Origin of the sequence: Ilumatobacter sp., assembly GCF_046290335.1 — a bacterium.
Classification (GTDB): domain Bacteria; phylum Actinomycetota; class Acidimicrobiia; order Acidimicrobiales; family Ilumatobacteraceae; genus Ilumatobacter_A.
Window position 1 is genome coordinate 293,345 of sequence record NZ_JBKAGH010000002.1, and the last position, 18,350, is coordinate 311,694.

Genomic DNA, 18,350 nt, shown 5'->3' on the forward strand with positions numbered 1-18,350 from the left:
CCGATCGATTCAGATCCGAACGTCGACGTGGCCGTCGACGGTGAGCATCGAGTTCCGGGACTCGGCGAGCGACGGAAGGTGGGCGGTATCGAGCGTGGTTTCCGTCAAGGCCGCCGTGGCAGCGCGGCCTCGCGTTCCTGGCGGCTGCTCGTTGGCGGCGTCCCCGCCCGCGCTCCGCTCGCCGTCTGGACGGTCCCCTCGAGAGCCGACGTCGAGCGACTCGATCGACACGCCGTCGGCGCCGAGTGCGGCGCGCAGTTCGTTGGCGCGGTCGGCGAGCAGCGTCCGCACGCCGAGATCGTCCGAACCGAGCTTCACCTGGATCGAACCGGCACGATCGACAGCGTCGACGTGCACGGTGCCGAGTTCGTCGGTGACGATGTCGACGCCGAGACGGGTCGCGCTCGCCAGCCGTTGCAGATCGAACTGACGCATCTGTTCGACATGGCGAACGTGGTCGGCGATCCCGTTCGAGAGCGACGCGCCGTTCGGCTCGACCGCCTGAGCTCCCGCCGCGGGCGGCGCCGAGGCAGGTTGTGACGGCGATGATTGCGACGCTGATGGTTGTGACGGAGATGGTTCTTGTGCCGTCTGGATTGCTGGCGCACTGTCGGATCGTGTTGTCGCGGCAGGACCGCTCGGTTCGGGCGATGATGAAGCAGCGGACGATCCTGCGGCGGTGGCTCCGCTCGGCACGGGACTCTCCACCGTCGGCGACGCGTCGGCGGCTGCCGCAGACCGACCCGTCGCCGATCCTGGAGCGGGGCTTGGCGATGATCCTGGCGATGATCCTGGCGTCGGCCCGTCGGCGCCGACGGGGCTTGCATCGGACATCAGCATCTCGTGCTGCGCCGAGACCATCCCGCTACTCGACGGTCCGGACGGGAGCCCTCCCGGAACAGGGATCGTGGTTGCCTGCGCGGTGCCGACGGGTTGGGCCGGTGCGCCCGCTTCGTCAGCGCCGAGGGCCCGACCCGCGGTCGTCGCACCCGACGGAACCTCGGCGGTGGCTGACACGGCGGCTGGCGCCGTGGCTGGCACGGCGGCCGGCAAGTTGGTCGACGCCGCGGGTGGAACGACAGGAGTCGAAGTGGACGCCACCGCGGGTGGAACGACAGGAGTCGAAGTGGTCGACGCCGCGCCCCTTTCGATGCTCGCAGCGGGTCGCCGGTCGGGCCCGACCAGCGGTCCGGCCGGTGCCGTCGAAGCGGCCGCGTCAGTCGCCGTCGACACCGTCGACGGGGCCATCGGTGGTGTCGCTGGCGAGGACACCTCGGACGACCGGGGAAAGCCAGACACGGTGCCAGGCGCAGTGTCACGCGCAGTGTCAGGCGCGGTGCCAGACACGGCGTCAGGCGCACCGTCAGGCGCGGTGCCAGACACGGTGCCAGGCGCAGTGCCAGGCGCGGTGCCAGCTGGTACCGCCGGGCCCACCGCATCGCCGGCCAGGGCACTCGACGACATGGGCGCTCGGGTCGTCGTGCCGGCCGTCGTCGTGCTGGATTCGGCGTTCGTGGCGTGCTCGCGTGCCATCGGCTCGGGGCCAACCGCCGACGCAGCGCCGTCGAAGGCAGCGGGCAACCGAGCTGCAACGACTTCTGGATCACCGGTCGTGGCGCCCTCGGGCATCGCGGACCGATCGACGCTTGCTCGGTCCCCCGTGGACGGAGTCGTTTCGTGATCGGCAGCCGGGCCGTCGGCGTCCGATTCGTTCGTCTCACCGGAGAACGGGCCGGCCTCGCGCTGCGACGCTCGGTACACCTCGTCGAACGGCGGCCCCACGGCAGGATCGACGACCGAGTTGGCGCCCTTCGACGAACGAGCGGTGCTGCGATCGCCGACCGCTTGGGGAGCAACGAGGAGTGTCGGAAGCGTGGAGTTCACGTGAAGGCAAGCCGTTCGGTGACGTTGCGCACGTAGTCGTGCGAGCGGGTGGTGGGTGGAACGTTGCCGGCGCGGCTGACGGCGCCAGCACCGGAGAAGTACGAGGCGACCGACAGTTCCCAATCGCCGAAGCGCTCGCGGTGCTCGGCAAGGAGTTGTGCCGCTGCGTCGATCGCTTGCGCCGGGACCCGAGCGTCGACGCCGTAGTGCTCGGCAACGAACGGCATCAGTTGCATGACACCAACGGCGCCGTCGGGGCTGACCACGTCGGTCTGGTAACGCGACTCGACCCAGCCGATCGATGCGAGCAGGCGTGGTGGCACGCCGTGACGGGCTCCCGCCGCGTCGAACAGTTCCGCGAACGGCGTGCCAGGGGCGACCGGTCGAGCGTCGAGCGACTCGAGAGCCACCGGCCCCGACGATGGCACGACGAGACCAGGGCTGCCAGCAGGCGTCGCCTCGGTGACCGAGGCAGTCGGACCCCACGATGGGGTGGCCGCGCCGGTCCGAACGGACGACGCCGACGCACCCGACCAGGCGGCACCGCCGGGCAACGACGACCACGGCACGGCGACCGAGCCGATCGGTCCGGTCCGCAACGCAGCAGCCATCGCCGTGTCGAGGACGGCGTCGAACTCAGATGACGCGCTGCTGGCCACGACGCCAGGCGTGCTCGCAGGTTGATCGAGCGGCGTCGACGGAGGCTCGACGCCGAAGCGGGATTCGATCGTCGCGATGCGAGCCATGATCCCGGCGACCGGTGAGATCGTCACGCCACGCCTCGCTTCCAGCGGGTGACGACCAGGTCGTCGATTTCGTTCTGTACGCGCAGCGCCTCGTCGAGTCGCGCCTGCTCGTCGAGACGACGTTCCAGCCGCTCGACCCCTTCCAGGCGACGCGAGGCGTCAGTCCAGTCGTCGACGGACTGGGCGACCTCGACCTGCGCGGCGGTCTGGCGCTGTTCGGCGAGTCCGACGTGCACGAGCCCCACATCGAGCATGGTTCGTTGGGCCGCAAAGGCCGACGGCGACGCCGGATGATGACCCGCTCGCTCGGCGACGGCGAGTTCGGCCGCGGCAACCTCGTCGGCACGTTGGCGTTCGGCACGGCGACGCCGTTCCACCTCTCCACGAGCGATCTGCTCCTGCAGCGTTCGGATGCGCACCACGTTCTCGAGTCGCGAGCGGCTCATTGCGCTCCTCCAGGAACGGACGCCAACAGCGCCTCCAGCCGGGCGAAGGCCTCCGATGCGTGCTGACGGTCGTCGATCTGCTGGCGGAGGAACCCATCGATCGACCCGCGCAGCGCCACCGCACGATCGACGAGCGGATTGCTGCCCGGGATGTACGCGCCGATCTCGATGAGGTCGCGAGCTTCCGCGTGTGCGGCCATCAGGCGCCGGAGTTCGGTGGCGAGTTCGCGTTCACCCGGCGTGGTGACCGCGTTCGCGACTCGACTCACCGACGCCAAGGCGTTGATCGCCGGATAGTGGCCGGCATGAGCGAGATCGCGGGAGAGCACGACGTGACCGTCGAGGATCGATCGCACTGCGTCCGCGATCGGTTCGTTGTGATCGTCGCCGTCGACCAGCACGGTGTAGAGCCCGGTGATCGAACCCCGCGCCGCGGTGCCGGCCCGCTCGAGCAGCTTCGGCAGCATGCTGAAGACACTCGGCGGATAGCCCCGTGACGTGGGCGGTTCGCCGGCGGCGAGCCCGATCTCACGCTGGGCCATGCAGTACCGCGTGATCGAGTCCATCATCAGCATCACGTCGTTGCCTTGATCACGGAACCACTCGGCGATGCGAGTGGCAGCCGTCGCGGCACGGAGACGTACCAGCGCTGGCGCGTCCGACGTCGCGACGATCACGACCGACCGGGCCATGCCCTCGGCGCCGAGTTCGCCTTCGATGAACTCGCGCACCTCTCGACCGCGTTCACCGATCAGCGCCACCACGTTGACGTCGGCGGTCGCACCGCGAGCGACCATGCCCATCAAGGTCGACTTGCCGACGCCGGACCCGGCGAACACGCCGACGCGCTGACCCTTGCCCATTGGCATGAGGGTGTCCCAGGCGCGAACCCCGAGCGACAGTCGTTCGTCGACGCGAGCCCGACGCAACGGATGCGGTGGCGTTCCGTCGAGGCCGACCCATCTCGTCCCGCTGAGCGCCGGGCCGTCATCGAGCGGGTGTCCGAGCGCGTCGATCACCCGACCGAGCAACTCGGTACCGACCGGAATCGAGGGCGGACGTCCGATGCTCGACACTCGGGTTCCGACGCTCAGCCCCGCCACGTCGCCGTAGGGCAGGCAGGTGATCCCGTCGAGCGTGCACCCGACGACCTCGGCGGTGAGCGGCGGACCGTCGGTGCGAGTGTCGTCGACGATCTCCACACCGGCACCGATGGGCACGTCGAGTCCTTCGACGTCGAAGCCGAGCCCGACGACACGCGAGATCGTTCCGGTGACCCGCGGCTGCGCGGCCTCGAGCGAGGTGTGCAGCCGAGCCGACAGCCCGGGGTCGCGAACGAGGGTCGGCGTCACTCGACGAACTCCTCACTGCCGCGGGCGATGGTGATCTCGCCGCTCTCTTCGAGCACCCGGATCTGCTGCACGATGCCGACCTGAGCTTCTTCGACGGTGGCGAGTCGGATCTGTCCGAGCAGCTGGATCTCTTCCTCGAGATTCTTCGCTGCTCGCTCGGACATGTTCTTGGTGACCTTCTCCTTGACCTCCTGGCGAACACCCTTGAGCGCCGTGGCCAGGGATCCGGAGTCGACGTTTCGAAGAATGAGCTGGATGGCCTTGTCGTCGAGGTCGACGATGTCTTCGAACACGAACATGCGGCGGCGGATGTTCTCGGCGAGTTCGGCTTCGGTCGATTCGAGTCCTTCGAAGATCGCTCGCTCGGTCGTGCGGTCGGAACGGTTGAGGATGTCGACGAGCGTCTGAACGCCGTCGGCGTTGCCGGTTGCCGGGCCCGCGACCATGGCGGAGCCGAACCGGCGCTGCAACATGCTCTCGAGCTGAGCGATCACTTCGGGTGAGGTGCGCTCGAGCTTGGCGACGCGAATCGACACGTCACGCTGCATGTCTTCGCCCAAGCCCCCGAGGATCGGCGACGCGACGTCCGGAGCGAGGTGCGCGAGGACGAGCGCAACGGTCTGTGGATGCTCGGCCGAGAGCACGTTGATGACCTGCTTCGGTTCGGCTTTGGCGATGAACTCGAAGGGCACCGGCGTCGGCGTGATCAACCCCATGATCCGATCGGCCTCTTCGGCGCCGACCGAGGACTCCAGCATCTGGCGAGCAGCGCTGACCCCGCCCATCGCTCCAGCCCGGCTCGACTTCGCGAGCTCCACGAACTCCATCAGCGACGCTTCGGCCACTGCGGCAGGAATGGATCCGGCGCGTGCGATCTCGACGCTGACCTCAGCCATCGCCCGCTCGTCGAGCAGTTTCATGATGGAGGCCGCTCGGTCGCGACCCAGCTTCAACAACAGGATCGCGGCCTTCTGTGCCCCCGTGAGCGCGACCGGCGGCTCGATGGTGTCGTCGAGCGTGTCGACGTCGACAGCGCTCACGTCGTCGCCTTGTCATCGGCGAGCCAGTCCTGCAGGATCTGAGCGATTTCCTCGGGACGGCGATCGGCCAGCGAGCTCAGTTCGTCGAGTGCACTCTGACTCGAATCGTGCATGGCGGTGAGCGCCCGACCGTCCTCGTCGTGCGGCGATCCGCTCGGAGTCAGCGCGCGATCCGCTTCGTCCTCGCCGGAACCGAGCGGAAGAGCGCCAGCTCCCGACCCGGCACTGATCGAACCGATGTCGATCGGCGTCGCCACCTCGCGACGGGCTCGGCGAGCGCTGCGATAGGCGAGGATCAGTGCGAGCAGGGCGACGAAACCGACGATGCCGGTGCGGATCATCGACGACTGCTCCGACGCTGCTTCCATGGCCGCTGCTTCGGCGGCTGCCGCCTCGGCTTCGGCCGGGTCGGCGACGGAGAACGGCAGTCGGGTCACCGAGACCTGATCCCCACGGGCGGCGTCGATGCCAGCCGCGGCGCTCACCATCTCGGCGATGGCTTCACTCTGCTCGGCGGTCACCGTGCCTTCGTCGACGAGCACGGCGACGCTGAGACGGGTGACGGCGCCCGGGGCGAAGGTGACCTGCTCGACGGTGCGGTTGACGGCGAAGGTGCGCTCCGCGTCGTCCTTGACGTACGACGTCTCCCCACCGGCTCCCGCACCGGCAGCGGCGATCGGCGCGCCGTCGGGGCCGAGCACGCCGGCCTCACCGCCGATGCCGACGTCGATCCCGGTGTAGGTCTCGTTGGCCACCCGTTCACCGAGGACCACGCCGTTCTCACCGGTCGTGTCGTAGGTCTCCGACGTGGCCTGCCGTTCGGTCAGTTCGAGTTCGGCTTCCACGTTGACGGCGACGTTCTCGAAACCGGTCACGCGTCCGACCATCGCGCGCAGTTCGCTGGCCAGGTTGGTCTCGAACGCGTCGGTCTCGGGATTGACCCCACCGCCGGCGACGGAGGGAGCCCCGCTGCCATCGGTCAGGACCCGGCCGGTCGAGTCGGCGATCGTGACGTCTTGGGGCTCCATGTTCTTCACCGACGCGGCGACGAGATGGACCATCGCGGCGACCTGATCGGCCGTGATCGCATCGCTGCCGGCCATCCCGACCAGCACCGACGCAGTTGGCTTCGTCGGCTCGTCGACGAACACCGAGTCTTCCGGGAGCGCCAGGTGGACGGTCGCCGACCGGACGCCCTCGATGGAACGGAGGGTCTTGGAGAGTTCACCTTCGAGCGCCCGCTGGTAGTCGATCCGTTGGCGGAACTCCGAGGTCGTGATCCCTTGACGGTCGAGGAGCGCATAGCCCTCGTTCGACGCCGGAAGTCCTTCGCCCGACAGCGCGATTCGCAGGTCGTAGACGTCGTCTCTGGGCACCATCACGGTGCGTCCGCCGTCGGCGAGTTCGTACTCGACGTTGCGAGCCATGAGTTCATCGGTCACCGACGCTGCGTCGCGCGCCTCGAGGTCGGTGTAGATCGCCGCCATCGCGGTCTCGCCGCTCGTCGCGCTCGTGAAGACGAAGAACCCGGCGACGAGCGTCAGCACGGCCGCACCGAGCGCGACCTTGTGGAGTGGGCTGAGCGACGTGACCGTCCCCATGATGCCGCTCGACGAGCCGGAGGCGCTGCTGCGGTTGGAATCGAAGCCAGCCATGGATCAGACCTGCATCCGCATGATGTCGTTGAACGACTCGATCGCCTTGTTGCGGATCTCGACGGTCAGTTGGGTCATCAGCTGCACTTCGGTCGTCGCGATGGTGAAGTCGTGGACCGCTGTCAGGTCGCCCGTCGCCGCCTTCACGGCGAGTTGATCGACTTCGGTGTGCGCATCGGACAGCGACTGGAGCGCGTTGCCGATCTGGTCGCCGAACGACTGTCCCGACTCGCCTGCAGTGGCGGCGGGCGTGCTCGTCGGCATCGCCGGGAGTGCGCCGACCGAGGGAAGAGAAATCGGGGGGAGAGGAGCGATTGCCATGGTCAGCGTCCGATCGAGAGTGCTGCTTCGTACGCCTCACGGGCGCGTTGGAACGTGTTGATGCTGGCTTGGTAGCCACGCTGTGCGAGCTGCATGTACACCATCTGCTCGCCGAGATCGATGCGAGGACGGCGGACCATCCCTTCCTCGTCGGCAAGTGGATGCCCTGGCTCGTAGACGACGATGCCGTTCGGGTCGCCGAAGGCAGCACCCGACACTCGAACGCCCGAGCCGGGCGCTTCGCCGCCAGCCTCGACGAGGATGAAGCGTTCGGCGAACGCTGCCTCGTCGGTGGAGGTGACGTTGTTCATGTTGGCGACGTTGTCCGCGACAGCGTCGAGCCAGATCTTGTAGGCGCCCATCCCGGTGCGGGCGGCGTCGAACGTGGCGAACATTTCAGACATGGGGCTCCTGATCGCTCCTTTCAGCGGGTTGGCGCTCGCTACGACCGGCCGCTGATCGCCGTACGCAACATGGCGTACTTGGCGCTCAGGCCCTGGGTGATCATCTGCTGTCGCAGTGCCGTCTCTGACCCTTCGAGCAACTCGAAGTCGATGTTGACGTTGTTGCCGTTCATACGGGTCGGGGCGACCGACCGATCGATGGAAATCGCTGCCTGTCGAGGGTCGCCGGTGGCCGCTGCCGAACGCAGGCTGTCCTCGAACGACACGACCTTGGCTTGATAGCCGGGTGTCTCGAGGTTGGCGAGGTTGGTGGCGATCGCTTGCTGGCGGACGTCCAGGCCGTCGAGGGCTCGATGCAGCGCCATGGTCGCCGTGTCGGAAATCCCGATGATGCTCACAGAAGGGACCGTCCGGGTTCGGTCGAGGAGTCAAGCAGGTGGCGACGATTTGCGTTCACACGGCGACGGGGAGTGATCCTTCACCGTCGGGCTGGTCAGATCGTGTCGCGGAGCCGATCGAGCGCGCTCGAGACCTGCGCATCGATTCGACACCCGCCGAGGTCGACGATGCACCCACCGCGCTCGACGCGAGCATCGGCGACGACGGTGGCGTCGGAACCCCAGCGGACGAGATCGGCCTCGGCAGCTTCACGCGCCGTCGCTTCGTCGTCCGGATGCACGCGGATCATCGGTGCGCCTCGCTCCGGCGTCATCGCCAGCGCGCGACGCATCGCATCGAGGACGGCGTCGTCGCCGTGTTCGAGTTCTCGACCCACCAGTCCTGCTGCGAGCTCGACAGCCATGGCCACGACATCCGACTCGACGTCGGTGACCGTGAGCGCGTCACGGCGGCGGAGATCGGCCAGCGCCGCCTCGAACGCCTCCACGCACCGCGCGAGACGGTCCGCATTGATGCGGTGATCGGCGATCGCTGCATCGACGTCGGCGCGCGCCTCGGCCATACCGAGCTCGTAGCCCTCGCGGAATCCGGCGTCACGACGCTGCGCGGCGATCGCCGCCGCCTCGCGTCGCACGTTGCTCACCACCTCGCTCGACGGAAACGCCGGCGCAGCGAAGTCGACGACGCTCATCGCCGCGACCCGCTCGAGGTTCCAGGTGAACCCCCCGGTCGTTGAACTTGCTGGTCTCGGTCGTTCTGCAGCCACTGCATGATGATCCCTGCGACGAGGTCGGGGTCCGTCTCGAGCAGGTGCTCGATGGTGCGTTCGGCCGCGACCGCCTTCGTCTCTGATGACAGAGCGTCCGGCGCTGCCTCGATCTGTCGAGCAGGTCCGGTCACGGTACGCCGCTGCACCACGGAGGTGGCCTCGACCGCTCCAGCGGGCAGTGCTGGGCGTTCGCCCGTCACCGCGCCGCGTCGTCGCGAGGTCGTCGAGTTCGCCCACCCGGCGTCGTTCGAGCCGCCCCAGCGCCACCGCGGCAGGTCCGGGAGCGCCCGCGACATCAAGACAACGCAGATCGCGAGGACCGTCGCGCTCACGGCGAACGCCGCCACCGACATCCGATCCCCGAGCGCGCCGACGGCGACGACCGCCGAGTCGACGGCGAAGAGGTGGGCAGACACGACGATCAGGCCATGTACTCGAATCGAGCGGCTCCCGACGGCGCAAATGCTCCCGACGCAGCGGTCACCGGCGGCGGCGGGTTGTCGGCGGCCAGGCGCTCGGTGGCTTCGGTCAATGCTTCGTTGCGCGCGGCGAGTCGCAGCGCCCAGTCGCGATGCTCTTCGGGCATGGACGTCAAGCCGTGCGGCGCCGAGAAGGTGCGAACCGAGGTCACGTCGCCGGAGGCGATCGCTGCGTCGATCTCGTCGAGGCAGGCCTCGAAATCACGCAGGGTGACCGCCCAGAGGGTCATGCCCGCACCGACAGTCGAGGACGATCGCCAGCAAGCTCGGTGCCGAACCCGCCGCCCATTTGTGCAGGCGACTGTGCAGGCGACTGTGCAGGCGACTGTGTCCGCAGAGACTCTGCGGCGGCCGTGCGGAATGCGTCGCCGATCTCGCCGATCAGATGGCGGGCTTCGGACACGGCAGCTGCATCTTTGAACATGTTCGCCTGCGCCAGCCGACGCAGCAGGTAGTCGTACACCGACAGCAACGCCGGAGCGTGCTCCCAGGCCTCGACATCGAGCATCCCCACCATCTCGCTCAGCAGGTCCTGCGCATGGCGCAGCAAGGAGTTGGTCGTCTCGTGATCCGTCGCATCGATCGCGATGAGGGCACCATCGAGGTCGCGGTCGAGCCGGTCGAAGCACATCACGATGACCTGACCTCCCGACGCGGTCTCGAGGGAGCCGTCGGTGAACCGCGAACGTTGAGCGCCGGCGGAGAAGGAAACGAGCGAGTCGGAGGAGTACATGTCGTGCTTTCGTTACGTGTCGTGATGCTGGTTCGTGGACGGATGGCGTCAGGAGTTGCCGACTTGTGGCAGCGACGCGAGTTGGCTCGAGATCCAGCTCCCCTGGTCTTGCAGGCCTTGGAGCAAGGTCTGCAAGCTGGCCCACTGCCGCCGCAGCGTGGCCTCTCGCGTGAACAGGCGGTCCTCGAAGCGTTCGATCTGATCGTTGAAGTCCTTGACTCGGCGGTCGGCGGCATCGCTGGCGGTTTGCAGCAGCCCGGTGTCTTCGTTGATGACCCCCGTGGCGAACTCGGCGACGCGGGCGGCGATGCCCGGCTGATACGAGATCGCACCGAGCGCGCCGCTGACGCCGCCGTCGACGGTGATCGACAGCCCGGCGGCCGGCGTGTCGACGAGCGGGCCGAGCGTCAACGTGCGACCCTGCCCGAGTGCGGCAACGCCATCGATTGTTCCCTCGACGTTGACCCCGGCCTGAGCGTTCCAGGTACCGAGACCTGCGACGTCGAGGTTGAGTTCGAACGAGCCGGCGCTGCCCCATTCGTCAGCACGCACTCGCAGGCCGGCGCCGTTGGCTTCGACGACGAGATCGAGGCCGGCCTGGGCGATCGATTCGTTCAGACCGGAAATGATCTGGGCAGCAGACTGACCTGCCGTGACGTCGTACGTCGCGGTGATGTCGCCGATCCGAACGCCGACGCGAGTGTCCGCGAGCGCTCCACCGGCGAAGATCTCGGCGGAGGCAGCTCGGGTCGCTGCGACGGTGATGTCGACGTCATACGAGCCGGTCACGGTCGAGGCCGACGCGTCGGCGAAGCTCACTCCCGCCGGTGCGGTGGCGCCGCGCCCGAAGAACCGAGCGGCGTCGTCGGGACGCTCGGTGAGCGCGGTCATGAACGTCGCCCTGTCGAAGGTGAACGATCCGTCGCGAGTGCTCTGGATGCCGAAGTCGGACGGAAGCATTCCTGCGACACCATCGACCGACGAGCCGAGCGCTTCGCGGACCTGGTCGGTGAGACGCCGGATGGCGCTGTTGTTGGCGAGGACCCCAGACGTGCCGTTCGCGACGTCATAGCGGGTCTGTACCTTGATCTCCGCGAGCAGCGTGTTCGCCGCGGCGACGAGCTTGCTGACATCGCTGGCGATCGCATCGTCGTTTCGGGCAACGCTGACCGTCACCGGCGACGTCGTCACCTCCCGAGCGGTGAAGCTGACGCCGTCGACCACATCGTCGAACGTGTTCCCACTCGCCTCCACGCTGTACGCCCCAGGACCCTCGCCGATCGAGATCCGAGCGTTGCGTGCAGCCGAGGTCTCGACCAGTCCGCCCACCGCACCGAACGCGGCACCGTCGACGGCGAGTTCACCGTCGGTGCCCGTGGTGGTCGAGCCCAGTTGGAGTCGCCAGTTCGTGGCGTCGACGCGTACCGCAGCGGCTGAGATACCGGCGCCGGCGCCGTTGATGGCGGCGGCGACATCGACGAGGCTGCCCGACCCGGCGCTCACCGTCGTGATGGTGCGTTCACCGACCCGCAGCCCTCCGTCGAGCGTGACGTCGAGGGTGCCCGCACCGGTGTCGACCGCAACGGAGTCGCCGGCCTCGAGCGAGGTCACCACGGTCGTGTTCCCATCGACGTCGATGATCCCGTCCGTACCGGTCCGTGGGGTGACGTCGATCGTCAGACCGAGACTCGCGAGCGCCGTGCCGCCGGTCATCTGGATCCAGGCGTCGGAGCCCTGGCGGTCGGTGCTGATGACGATCGAGCCCGACGAGTCGAGCGCGGCGTCCGCTGCAGCGCCGACGTTCTGGAGTTGCGCATCGACTTCGGCTGCGAGCGAGACGGCGTCGTACGGGCCGTCTGTCAGCGTCAGCGTGTAGCTGATGCCGTTCACCGACACGTCGAGGGTGTTGTTGATCGCCGAGATGTTGGTGGTCGCGGCGAGCGGCGAGGTGCCGGTCGCCGCAGCGCTCTCGGACGCTTGGACGACCGAGAGGTCGAACGATCCGACGCCGAGTCCGGTGCCGGCCCGAACCGCAGAGATGCCGAGCGATTTCGTCCCGGTGGCCAGCGCCAGCACCGCGTCGGTCGTGACCGGAAGGTTGCTGGCTGCCACCGTGCCGCTCGAGCGCAGACCGTGCGAGGCGGCGAGCTGTTCGACGGAGAAGGTCAACGAGCCGGGCGTGGCACCCGACGTGACCGAGGCGGTCACTGCCGCCGAGTTCGACACGGTCGCCGAGAACCGGTCGAAGGAATCGTTGTCGCTGAGGCGGAGTGCAGCGAACCGAAAGGAGTCCACGGTCGAGCGCATCGCCGTGATGGCCCGGGCAGCATCCTGAGCGCCGCTGCGGCGCGACTCGAGGGCCGTGAGGGGTTGACGCTCGATCTGGATCAGGCTGTTGACGATGTCGTTGGCGTTGATGCCACCGATTTCCATGAGCTGCTTCCTTCAGTCCGTGATGCCGTTGTTCACGTGCTCGACGCTCGGGGCCAGACCGGATGGCCTGGCCCCGAGCGCCGAACGAGGTGGATCACCGCAGCAGTGAGAGCACCGACTGCGGAACCTGGTTGGCCTGAGCGAGCATCGCCGTGCTCGCCTGGGACAGGATCTGGCTCTTGGTGAAGTTGGTCATCTCCGCCGCCATGTCGGTGTCACGGATCCGGCTCTCGGAAGCGACGAGGTTCTCGGTCGTCACCTGCAAGTTGTTGATCATGGACTCGAAACGGTTCTGGAGAGCACCGAGGTCACCACGGGTGGTCGACACCGTCTGGATGGCGGTGTCGAGGGCCGTGATGGCCGCAGCCGAACCAGCTTCCGAGGTCACGTCGAGGGCGCCCACACCGAGGGTGGTGGCATCCATGTCGGCGATTCCCACGGTCACCGTGTCACCGGAGTTGGCTCCGATCTGGAACGTTCCGCCGGTACCGGTCGCCGCTCCAACCGCACCGGCGAGGCCGGCGAGGGTGTTGTCGGCGAGCGGGGTGCCCGTGCCGTCCGCGATCGTGATCGCCGCTGCCGAACCGTTCGACACCGTGAAGGCGCCGCCCGCTCCGATCGCTTCGAAGCTGACCGACAGGTTGTTGGCCGCCGCAGCGTCCACCGCGTTGCCGGTGCCGACCAAGGCCGACTTGATGGCCGACTCGATCGACGCAGCAGCGTTGGCGCCCGTGAAGGTGCCGGCGGACAGTGCAACCGACACCGTGCCCGAGCCACCGGTGACGGCGACATCGATGGTGTCGGCGACGGCGACCGTGATGCTGCCGTCGGCGTCGAAGGCCGACAGCGTGCCGGCGGTCTTGCCGTAGCTGCCGTCGAGCAGGTTCTGCCCACCGAAGGCGGTCTTGTCGGAAATCCGGTTCACCTCGGCGGTGAGCGCGTTGATCTCAGCCTGAGCAGCGTTGCGAGCATCGGCGTCGTTGGTGCCGGTGTTCGCTGCCTGGACGGAGAGGTCACGCATACGACCGAGGATGGTGTGGACTTCGTTCAGTGCACCTTCAGCCGTCTGCACGACCGAGATGCCGTCCTGAGCGTTGCGAGTGGCCTGACGAAGGCCGCTCACCTGGGAGCGCAGGTTCTGGCTGATGACGAGACCGGCAGCGTCATCGGCTGCCCGGTTGATGCGGAAGCCCGACGAGAGCTTCTCGAGCGACTTGCCGAGCGACATGTTGTTCGTCGACAGGTTGCGGTAGGCGTTGATCGCCATGCTGTTCTGGTTGATACGCATTTCCCTTACCTCCATGTAAGTGATGTGTGATTGAGGCCCCAATCCGTTGGAACCACCCGTAGGCCTCGTCGACTGTGCGGCGTGGCGAACAGTGCGCCAGGAGGTCACCAGAGTTTTTTCGACGACGGATCCCGTACGCACCTGATCGCCCCCTGCCGTGGTTTGTCGAACTACTGACGGATTCTTGATTCAGGTCGCAAGCAAAAGCGCCGAAGCACTGTGCGTCACCACGCACCACTGGACATCGAGAGCGGGAACTCAGATGACGATCATCGAAGAACACCACGTCGACAAGCAGCGCAGCGAGAACACCTCGCTGTTCTGCGACCGCAGCCGGCTGCGCGCCGAACTCGCACAGCTCGAGGAGCAGCCCGACTCGGTCGCGACCCGTCGACGGATTCGCATGTTGCGCCGCCGCGTGGATGACATCACCAGTCAGATCGTCACCTCGAACATGGGACTCGTCCGGTCCTACACCCGTCGCTTCGGTGGCGCTGCCAATGCGCACAGCCGCGCCGACTTCGAGTCCGCCGGCATGCTCGGCCTCATGCGTGCGGTCGACAGCTACGACCCCGAACGCGGGACGTTCGGGCAGTGGGCGTTCAAGCCGATCCAGCGCGAGGTGCTGCGTGCGGTCCGTGACAACGACCATCCCAATCTGAACCTCGGTGACTTCGAGAAGCGTCCGCAGATTCTCCGAGCCGCCCGCCAGCTCCGAGGTGTCGACGATTCCTACTCACCGTCCGACGCCGAGATCGCCGCGGCCGCCGACGTCACCGTTGCTCAGGTCCGCCGGGTCCTCAGCCCGCCTCGCCTCACGTCGCTGAGCCAGCCCGCCGACGACGACAACGAGTCGACGCTCGACGACAGCATCCCGTCCGACGAACTGTCGCCCGAACACGCGGTGCTCTCGAAGTTCACGCTCGCTGCACTCGAACAGTTCGGTCTCCGCGCACTCGACCAACGCGAGCTGTACGTCGTCGTCCGACGGTTCGGACTCGATGGCGAACCGATCGAGAAGTTGACCGAGATCGGCGAGACGCTCGCACTTTCTCGTGAAGCCGTCCGCCAGATCGAGGCCAAGGCACTCGCCAAGCTCCAGCATCCGATCGTGATGTCGAAGCTCGGCCGCCCCGGTGATCCTCGCTCGCACGCTCACTCGACCGTCTGAGATGAACCGTCGCCTGACCGTCGAGCAGTGATCGTGATCGCCCCGTCGAACCAGCATCTGCGATGAGCACCTCGGCGATCGACTCGGTGATGTCGAGGATCGGAGCGATCGAGAGTCGCTTCGACGCCAGCGCGATCTCCGAACCGCAGCCCGGTGCCGTCCCGGTCGTCGACAACGGCGTCGAGTTCGACCCCTTCGGTGACGTCTACCAGAACGCCGTCCGGGTCCGTGACGCATCAGGGTTCATGCCCGCCCAGCTCGGTCCGACCGACGGCCTGATCGGCGCGTCCGGTTTCACCTCGTTTCGCCCGGGCCCGGCGGGCGCTGGGGCAGGCGGCACGGCCGCTGTGAACGCCGCCATCAACGGACTGGCCGGCGTCGCCGGGGTACGACCGGTCGGCGGCTACGGGTCGATGCCCGTCCCGTCGTCACTGCGTGGTTTCGGCAACGGACGCATCCCGACCGAGGCACTGACGCCGCTGGCGGCGCAGTCCGGACATCGGCTCTACGCTCCGGCCGCCGCGTCGTGGAACAACGTCGTCACGGCAGCCCGGGCCGACGGCATCCAGTTGCGGATCACGGATTCCTACCGCGACTACGACGAACAGGTCGACCTCGTGCGCCGGAAGGGGTTGTACTCCGAGGGTGGCCTCGGAGCAACGCCCGGCACGTCGAACCATGGTTGGGGTCTGGCCGTCGACGCCGACGTCACCGACCCCGCCACGCTTCAGTGGCTGAGGACGAACGGGCCACGCTTCGGGTGGGTCGAAGCCGTACCACGCGAACCGTGGCACTGGGAATTCCGTCCCGAGCAGGTCTGACGCTTCCGAGCGCGACCGCGGAACCAGTCAGCTTTTCCCGTCGGCGACTGCCCCGGACCTCCACGCTGTTCGTCGCCGGATGCCTCCGCACGCGATTCGCTCGACGTTGCCGCTCCGTCGACGACGTCGTCGCCCGTCTCCGCCACCTCCGCGCTGCCCGTGTCCGGGTCGAGGGGGGTGTCGGTTCCCAGGTCGTTCCCGTGCGCGGAAGCGACGACAGCGTCACGCGTTTCGCGGTGGACTCGCAGCGGGTCGAGCGCCAGGCGGTCGGCGATGACGACGGTGAGCGCCGCCATGAGAGCGGCCGCAGCGTCGAACAGATCGGCAACGTCGAGCACGTCGAGCGCAGAGTCGAGGGTCGCAGAGGCGGCTGCGACGTCGTTGCACACGACGCCGTCGAGCAGCGACGACATCGCTCCCAACGCGGCGGGAGACGCGGCGTGGTAGCCCTCGGCGTGACCGCTCATGGTCAACAGCGCTGCGCGACGGTCGTCGTTCGACACGCACAGACCCATCACGAGGTGGAACTGGCGGCACATCAATGTGGCGGCCATCAGCAACAGGCCTTCATCGTCGCCCGGCGACGGGTGCACCGTGCACTCCAGCGGGCGCAACCCCAGGAGGAGTTCGGCCGTCCGATCGAACAGGTCCGCCGCGTGCACGTCCGAGAGGTCGACGGTGTCGGGCGTGTCGGGCGTCTGGCTCGTGCTGCGATTCACCCGATTGATCGTGCCGCCTCCGACGCATCGCGCCCGAACCTTGAGGAGTTCTTGACTCAAGTCGTGTCGGAACGCGTCACACCGCTACGGGCACACCGTCATGGTCGAGGATCGCATCGGCCACGTGTCGGGCAGCGAAGTCGCACCCGTCGGCCACGCCCGCGAAGGTGTCGGCCCACACGACCGATTCCGGCACGCTGCGGATCCGCCAACTGGTCGCCTCCGGGATCAGCCACGCCAGCGGAGCCACTGCGGTCGACGGCAGGTCGGTGACGTCGTTCGGCGTCACGAGCGACACCTCGTCGCCGGTGAACGACACCTCCTGGATCTCAGAGATCGCTGGCTGCCCCGCGCCCGGTTCGACGCGCAACCCGTCATGGCCGATCGACACCGTGCACGACGGGTCGGCGGCGAGCACGTGGCCCCCCAACGCGCACGACCACGCTCGCAGGAGCCCGGTCCGATTCGAGCCGGGCGTCGTGTCGATCACGCCGAAACCCAACCGGCCCGCCTGGTTGATCATCGACCGCACGCTCTGGAGCACCGTGTCGAGGTGCACGAAGCTCTCGACGTCGATCCGTGCGCCGACCAACTCAGGCCGGTGACCGCACAACGTGTCGAGAAGATGACGGCCGCGTTCGGTCAGGGTGTCCATCTCGTCCTGGACGAGGTCGCGGAGCAACCGCAGCATCGAACGCTGACCGAGCGGCCACGACTTCATGAACGTCTCCTGCCAAGCCGCCATGCGGGAAACGAGTTCGCGATCCCCGAAGGCGATCGCGTCCTCGGTGAGCTTCCAGCCACGCAACGGATCGTCCGGATCGGTACGCCGCAGAAACGCCACGAGATCGTCGGGGGGCTGTTCGGGAACCTCGTCGTAGATGACGTTGGCGAAGACGAACCGCGAGGGAGAAATCACCTGATCCTGCGCCACGGTCATCTGCCCTCTCGATCTGCTTCGTTCGACATCTCGCCCACCGCGAGCCGCTTCACTCGCGCTGTCGCACGTTCCGCCCGCTCTGTCGCACATCGTGTTGCGGCGCCGCGACCGCCCTTGCGAGTATCACGCAGGGCGCCCTGCACAACACTTGTCACCTGAGATGCCACGACTTCCGCCTCACGTCCACGGGCCGGAATCCCCGCTTGGCTCCGACCGTTCGAGCGCGACGCGCCCATGTGACATTCTACACGTCAGTAACGCTCGGCGTGGAAATCTCGGCGAGCGCCGCGTCGTCCCTGCGTAGGTGACCTTCAGGACACGGCTGTGCCGATCGAGGCGACCGCCTCGGCCAGTGTGAGACGGCGCCGTTTGCTCGGGGAGACCCCGCCGAAGTACCCACCGGCGATGTCGTGCTCGTAGGCGTGCGTCAGACATGAGATCCGCGCCGGGCACCCTTGGCAGATCGCGACCGCCTCCTTGGACAGCGACTTGCCGGCGTCGACGAAGAACAGGTCGAGTTGATCGATACCGAGGTCGCCGCAGGCGGCGTCGCGGATCCAGGTGATCTCCTTGGATCGTTCGATCAGAGTGGCGAGTTCGTCAGTGCTGGACATGGTGGCTCCATTTCGATTCGGTCGTTCGATTCGGTGGTTCGATTCGGGGGTTCGATTCGGTGGTTCGATTCGGTGGTTCGATTCGGTCGTTCGATTCGGTCGTTCGATTCGAGCTCGTCCACTGCTTCGAGACGGT

20 protein-coding genes are annotated in these 18,350 nt (G+C 67.6%); 2 read left to right on the plus strand and 18 right to left on the minus strand.

From position 1 onward, the window contains the following. Positions 1 to 9 precede the first annotated feature (9 nt). The 15 genes from ACE37B_RS09840 to ACE37B_RS09910 all read right to left on the minus strand — a co-directional run bounded on the left by ACE37B_RS09840 (position 10) and on the right by ACE37B_RS09910 (position 13,964). Complete coding sequence (locus ACE37B_RS09840; protein ID WP_409923149.1) at positions 10 to 1,884, minus strand: hypothetical protein; 1,875 nt, start codon at positions 1,882 to 1,884, stop codon at positions 10 to 12. Continuing rightward, entirely contained in the window at positions 1,881 to 2,657 is a 777-nt protein-coding gene (locus tag ACE37B_RS09845; RefSeq protein WP_409923150.1) for a lytic transglycosylase domain-containing protein, read from the minus strand. Before ACE37B_RS09845 ends, ACE37B_RS09840 begins: the two co-directional genes overlap by 4 nt. Next, positions 2,654 to 3,076: a hypothetical protein gene (locus ACE37B_RS09850; RefSeq protein ID WP_409923151.1), complete on the minus strand. Its 423-nt coding sequence runs from the start codon at positions 3,074 to 3,076 to the stop codon at positions 2,654 to 2,656. The genes ACE37B_RS09845 and ACE37B_RS09850 overlap by 4 nt, the downstream gene beginning before the upstream one ends. Further along, the gene (locus ACE37B_RS09855; RefSeq protein ID WP_409923152.1) at positions 3,073 to 4,428 is read right to left on the minus strand and encodes a FliI/YscN family ATPase; all 1,356 of its coding nucleotides are present in this window, start codon (positions 4,426 to 4,428) and stop codon (positions 3,073 to 3,075) included. The genes ACE37B_RS09850 and ACE37B_RS09855 overlap by 4 nt, the downstream gene beginning before the upstream one ends. Next, positions 4,425 to 5,468, minus strand: a complete 1,044-nt coding sequence (gene fliG, locus ACE37B_RS09860; protein ID WP_409923153.1) for a flagellar motor switch protein FliG — start codon at positions 5,466 to 5,468, stop codon at positions 4,425 to 4,427. Before fliG ends, ACE37B_RS09855 begins: the two co-directional genes overlap by 4 nt. Further along, positions 5,465 to 7,123, minus strand: coding sequence for a flagellar basal-body MS-ring/collar protein FliF (fliF, locus tag ACE37B_RS09865; RefSeq protein WP_409923154.1), 1,659 nt, complete (start codon positions 7,121 to 7,123; stop codon positions 5,465 to 5,467). The genes fliG and fliF overlap by 4 nt, the downstream gene beginning before the upstream one ends. Before the next feature lie 3 nt (positions 7,124 to 7,126). Further along, the gene (fliE, locus tag ACE37B_RS09870) at positions 7,127 to 7,444 is read right to left on the minus strand and encodes a flagellar hook-basal body complex protein FliE (RefSeq protein ID WP_409923155.1); all 318 of its coding nucleotides are present in this window, start codon (positions 7,442 to 7,444) and stop codon (positions 7,127 to 7,129) included. Between the two features lie 2 nt (positions 7,445 to 7,446). Next, entirely contained in the window at positions 7,447 to 7,848 is a 402-nt protein-coding gene (locus ACE37B_RS09875) for a flagellar basal body rod protein FlgC (protein WP_409923156.1), read from the minus strand. Between the two features lie 38 nt (positions 7,849 to 7,886). Then, entirely contained in the window at positions 7,887 to 8,246 is a 360-nt protein-coding gene (gene flgB / locus ACE37B_RS09880; RefSeq protein WP_409923157.1) for a flagellar basal body rod protein FlgB, read from the minus strand. 95 nt (positions 8,247 to 8,341) lie between these two features. Beyond that, positions 8,342 to 8,938 (minus strand): FliH/SctL family protein, encoded by a 597-nt coding sequence (locus ACE37B_RS09885; RefSeq protein ID WP_409923158.1) that lies wholly within the window; start codon positions 8,936 to 8,938, stop codon positions 8,342 to 8,344. After that, entirely contained in the window at positions 8,935 to 9,432 is a 498-nt protein-coding gene (locus ACE37B_RS09890) for a hypothetical protein (protein WP_409923159.1), read from the minus strand. Before ACE37B_RS09890 ends, ACE37B_RS09885 begins: the two co-directional genes overlap by 4 nt. 5 nt (positions 9,433 to 9,437) lie before the next feature. Further along, positions 9,438 to 9,725, minus strand: a complete 288-nt coding sequence (locus ACE37B_RS09895) for a hypothetical protein (protein WP_409923160.1) — start codon at positions 9,723 to 9,725, stop codon at positions 9,438 to 9,440. Next, positions 9,722 to 10,228 carry a flagellar export chaperone FliS gene (gene fliS, locus ACE37B_RS09900; protein WP_409923161.1) on the minus strand — a complete coding sequence of 169 codons (507 nt, stop codon included), beginning with the start codon at positions 10,226 to 10,228 and terminating at the stop codon, positions 9,722 to 9,724. The genes ACE37B_RS09895 and fliS overlap by 4 nt, the downstream gene beginning before the upstream one ends. Before the next feature lie 48 nt (positions 10,229 to 10,276). Next, positions 10,277 to 12,661, minus strand: a complete 2,385-nt coding sequence (gene fliD, locus ACE37B_RS09905) for a flagellar filament capping protein FliD (protein WP_409923162.1) — start codon at positions 12,659 to 12,661, stop codon at positions 10,277 to 10,279. Between the two features lie 94 nt (positions 12,662 to 12,755). Continuing rightward, on the minus strand, positions 12,756 to 13,964 hold the full coding sequence (locus tag ACE37B_RS09910) for a flagellin (RefSeq protein WP_409923163.1): 1,209 nt from the start codon (positions 13,962 to 13,964) through the stop codon (positions 12,756 to 12,758). 247 nt (positions 13,965 to 14,211) lie between these two features. On the opposite strand from ACE37B_RS09910, the gene ACE37B_RS09915 reads away from it, so the two are divergent. Both ACE37B_RS09915 and ACE37B_RS09920 read left to right on the plus strand, forming a co-directional pair. After that, complete coding sequence (locus ACE37B_RS09915) at positions 14,212 to 15,120, plus strand: sigma-70 family RNA polymerase sigma factor (RefSeq protein ID WP_409923164.1); 909 nt, start codon at positions 14,212 to 14,214, stop codon at positions 15,118 to 15,120. Positions 15,121 to 15,182: 62 nt separating this feature from the next. After that, positions 15,183 to 15,941, plus strand: coding sequence for a D-alanyl-D-alanine carboxypeptidase family protein (locus ACE37B_RS09920; protein WP_409923165.1), 759 nt, complete (start codon positions 15,183 to 15,185; stop codon positions 15,939 to 15,941). Here the strand turns inward: ACE37B_RS09920 and ACE37B_RS09925 are convergent. The 3 genes from ACE37B_RS09925 to ACE37B_RS09935 form a co-directional block, all read right to left on the minus strand. Next, a complete protein-coding gene (locus tag ACE37B_RS09925) occupies positions 15,848 to 16,660 on the minus strand; it encodes a hypothetical protein (RefSeq protein ID WP_409923166.1) in 813 nt (270 codons plus the stop codon). The two genes, ACE37B_RS09920 and ACE37B_RS09925, sit on opposite strands and share 94 nt — an antisense overlap. A 76-nt stretch (positions 16,661 to 16,736) precedes the next feature. Beyond that, positions 16,737 to 17,600, minus strand: coding sequence for a hypothetical protein (locus ACE37B_RS09930; RefSeq protein WP_409923167.1), 864 nt, complete (start codon positions 17,598 to 17,600; stop codon positions 16,737 to 16,739). A gap of 311 nt (positions 17,601 to 17,911) precedes the next feature. After that, positions 17,912 to 18,214: a WhiB family transcriptional regulator gene (locus tag ACE37B_RS09935; RefSeq protein ID WP_409923168.1), complete on the minus strand. Its 303-nt coding sequence runs from the start codon at positions 18,212 to 18,214 to the stop codon at positions 17,912 to 17,914. Positions 18,215 to 18,350: the final 136 nt, after the last annotated feature.

Coding starts and splice junctions, on each gene's coding strand:
- ACE37B_RS09850 (WP_409923151.1), bottom strand. CDS start 3,076: ATGAGCCGCTCGCGACTCGAGAACGTGGTGCGCATCCGAACGCTGCAG.
- fliF (WP_409923154.1), bottom strand. CDS start 7,123: ATGGCTGGCTTCGATTCCAACCGCAGCAGCGCCTCCGGCTCGTCGAGC.
- fliE (WP_409923155.1), bottom strand. CDS start 7,444: ATGGCAATCGCTCCTCTCCCCCCGATTTCTCTTCCCTCGGTCGGCGCA.
- ACE37B_RS09875 (WP_409923156.1), bottom strand. CDS start 7,848: ATGTCTGAAATGTTCGCCACGTTCGACGCCGCCCGCACCGGGATGGGC.
- ACE37B_RS09885 (WP_409923158.1), bottom strand. CDS start 8,938: ATGAGCGTCGTCGACTTCGCTGCGCCGGCGTTTCCGTCGAGCGAGGTG.
- ACE37B_RS09895 (WP_409923160.1), bottom strand. CDS start 9,725: ATGACCCTCTGGGCGGTCACCCTGCGTGATTTCGAGGCCTGCCTCGAC.
- fliS (WP_409923161.1), bottom strand. CDS start 10,228: ATGTACTCCTCCGACTCGCTCGTTTCCTTCTCCGCCGGCGCTCAACGT.
- fliD (WP_409923162.1), bottom strand. CDS start 12,661: ATGGAAATCGGTGGCATCAACGCCAACGACATCGTCAACAGCCTGATC.
- ACE37B_RS09910 (WP_409923163.1), bottom strand. CDS start 13,964: ATGGAGGTAAGGGAAATGCGTATCAACCAGAACAGCATGGCGATCAAC.
- ACE37B_RS09915 (WP_409923164.1), top strand. CDS start 14,212: ATGACGATCATCGAAGAACACCACGTCGACAAGCAGCGCAGCGAGAAC.
- ACE37B_RS09920 (WP_409923165.1), top strand. CDS start 15,183: ATGAGCACCTCGGCGATCGACTCGGTGATGTCGAGGATCGGAGCGATC.
- ACE37B_RS09930 (WP_409923167.1), bottom strand. CDS start 17,600: ATGACCGTGGCGCAGGATCAGGTGATTTCTCCCTCGCGGTTCGTCTTC.
- ACE37B_RS09935 (WP_409923168.1), bottom strand. CDS start 18,214: ATGTCCAGCACTGACGAACTCGCCACTCTGATCGAACGATCCAAGGAG.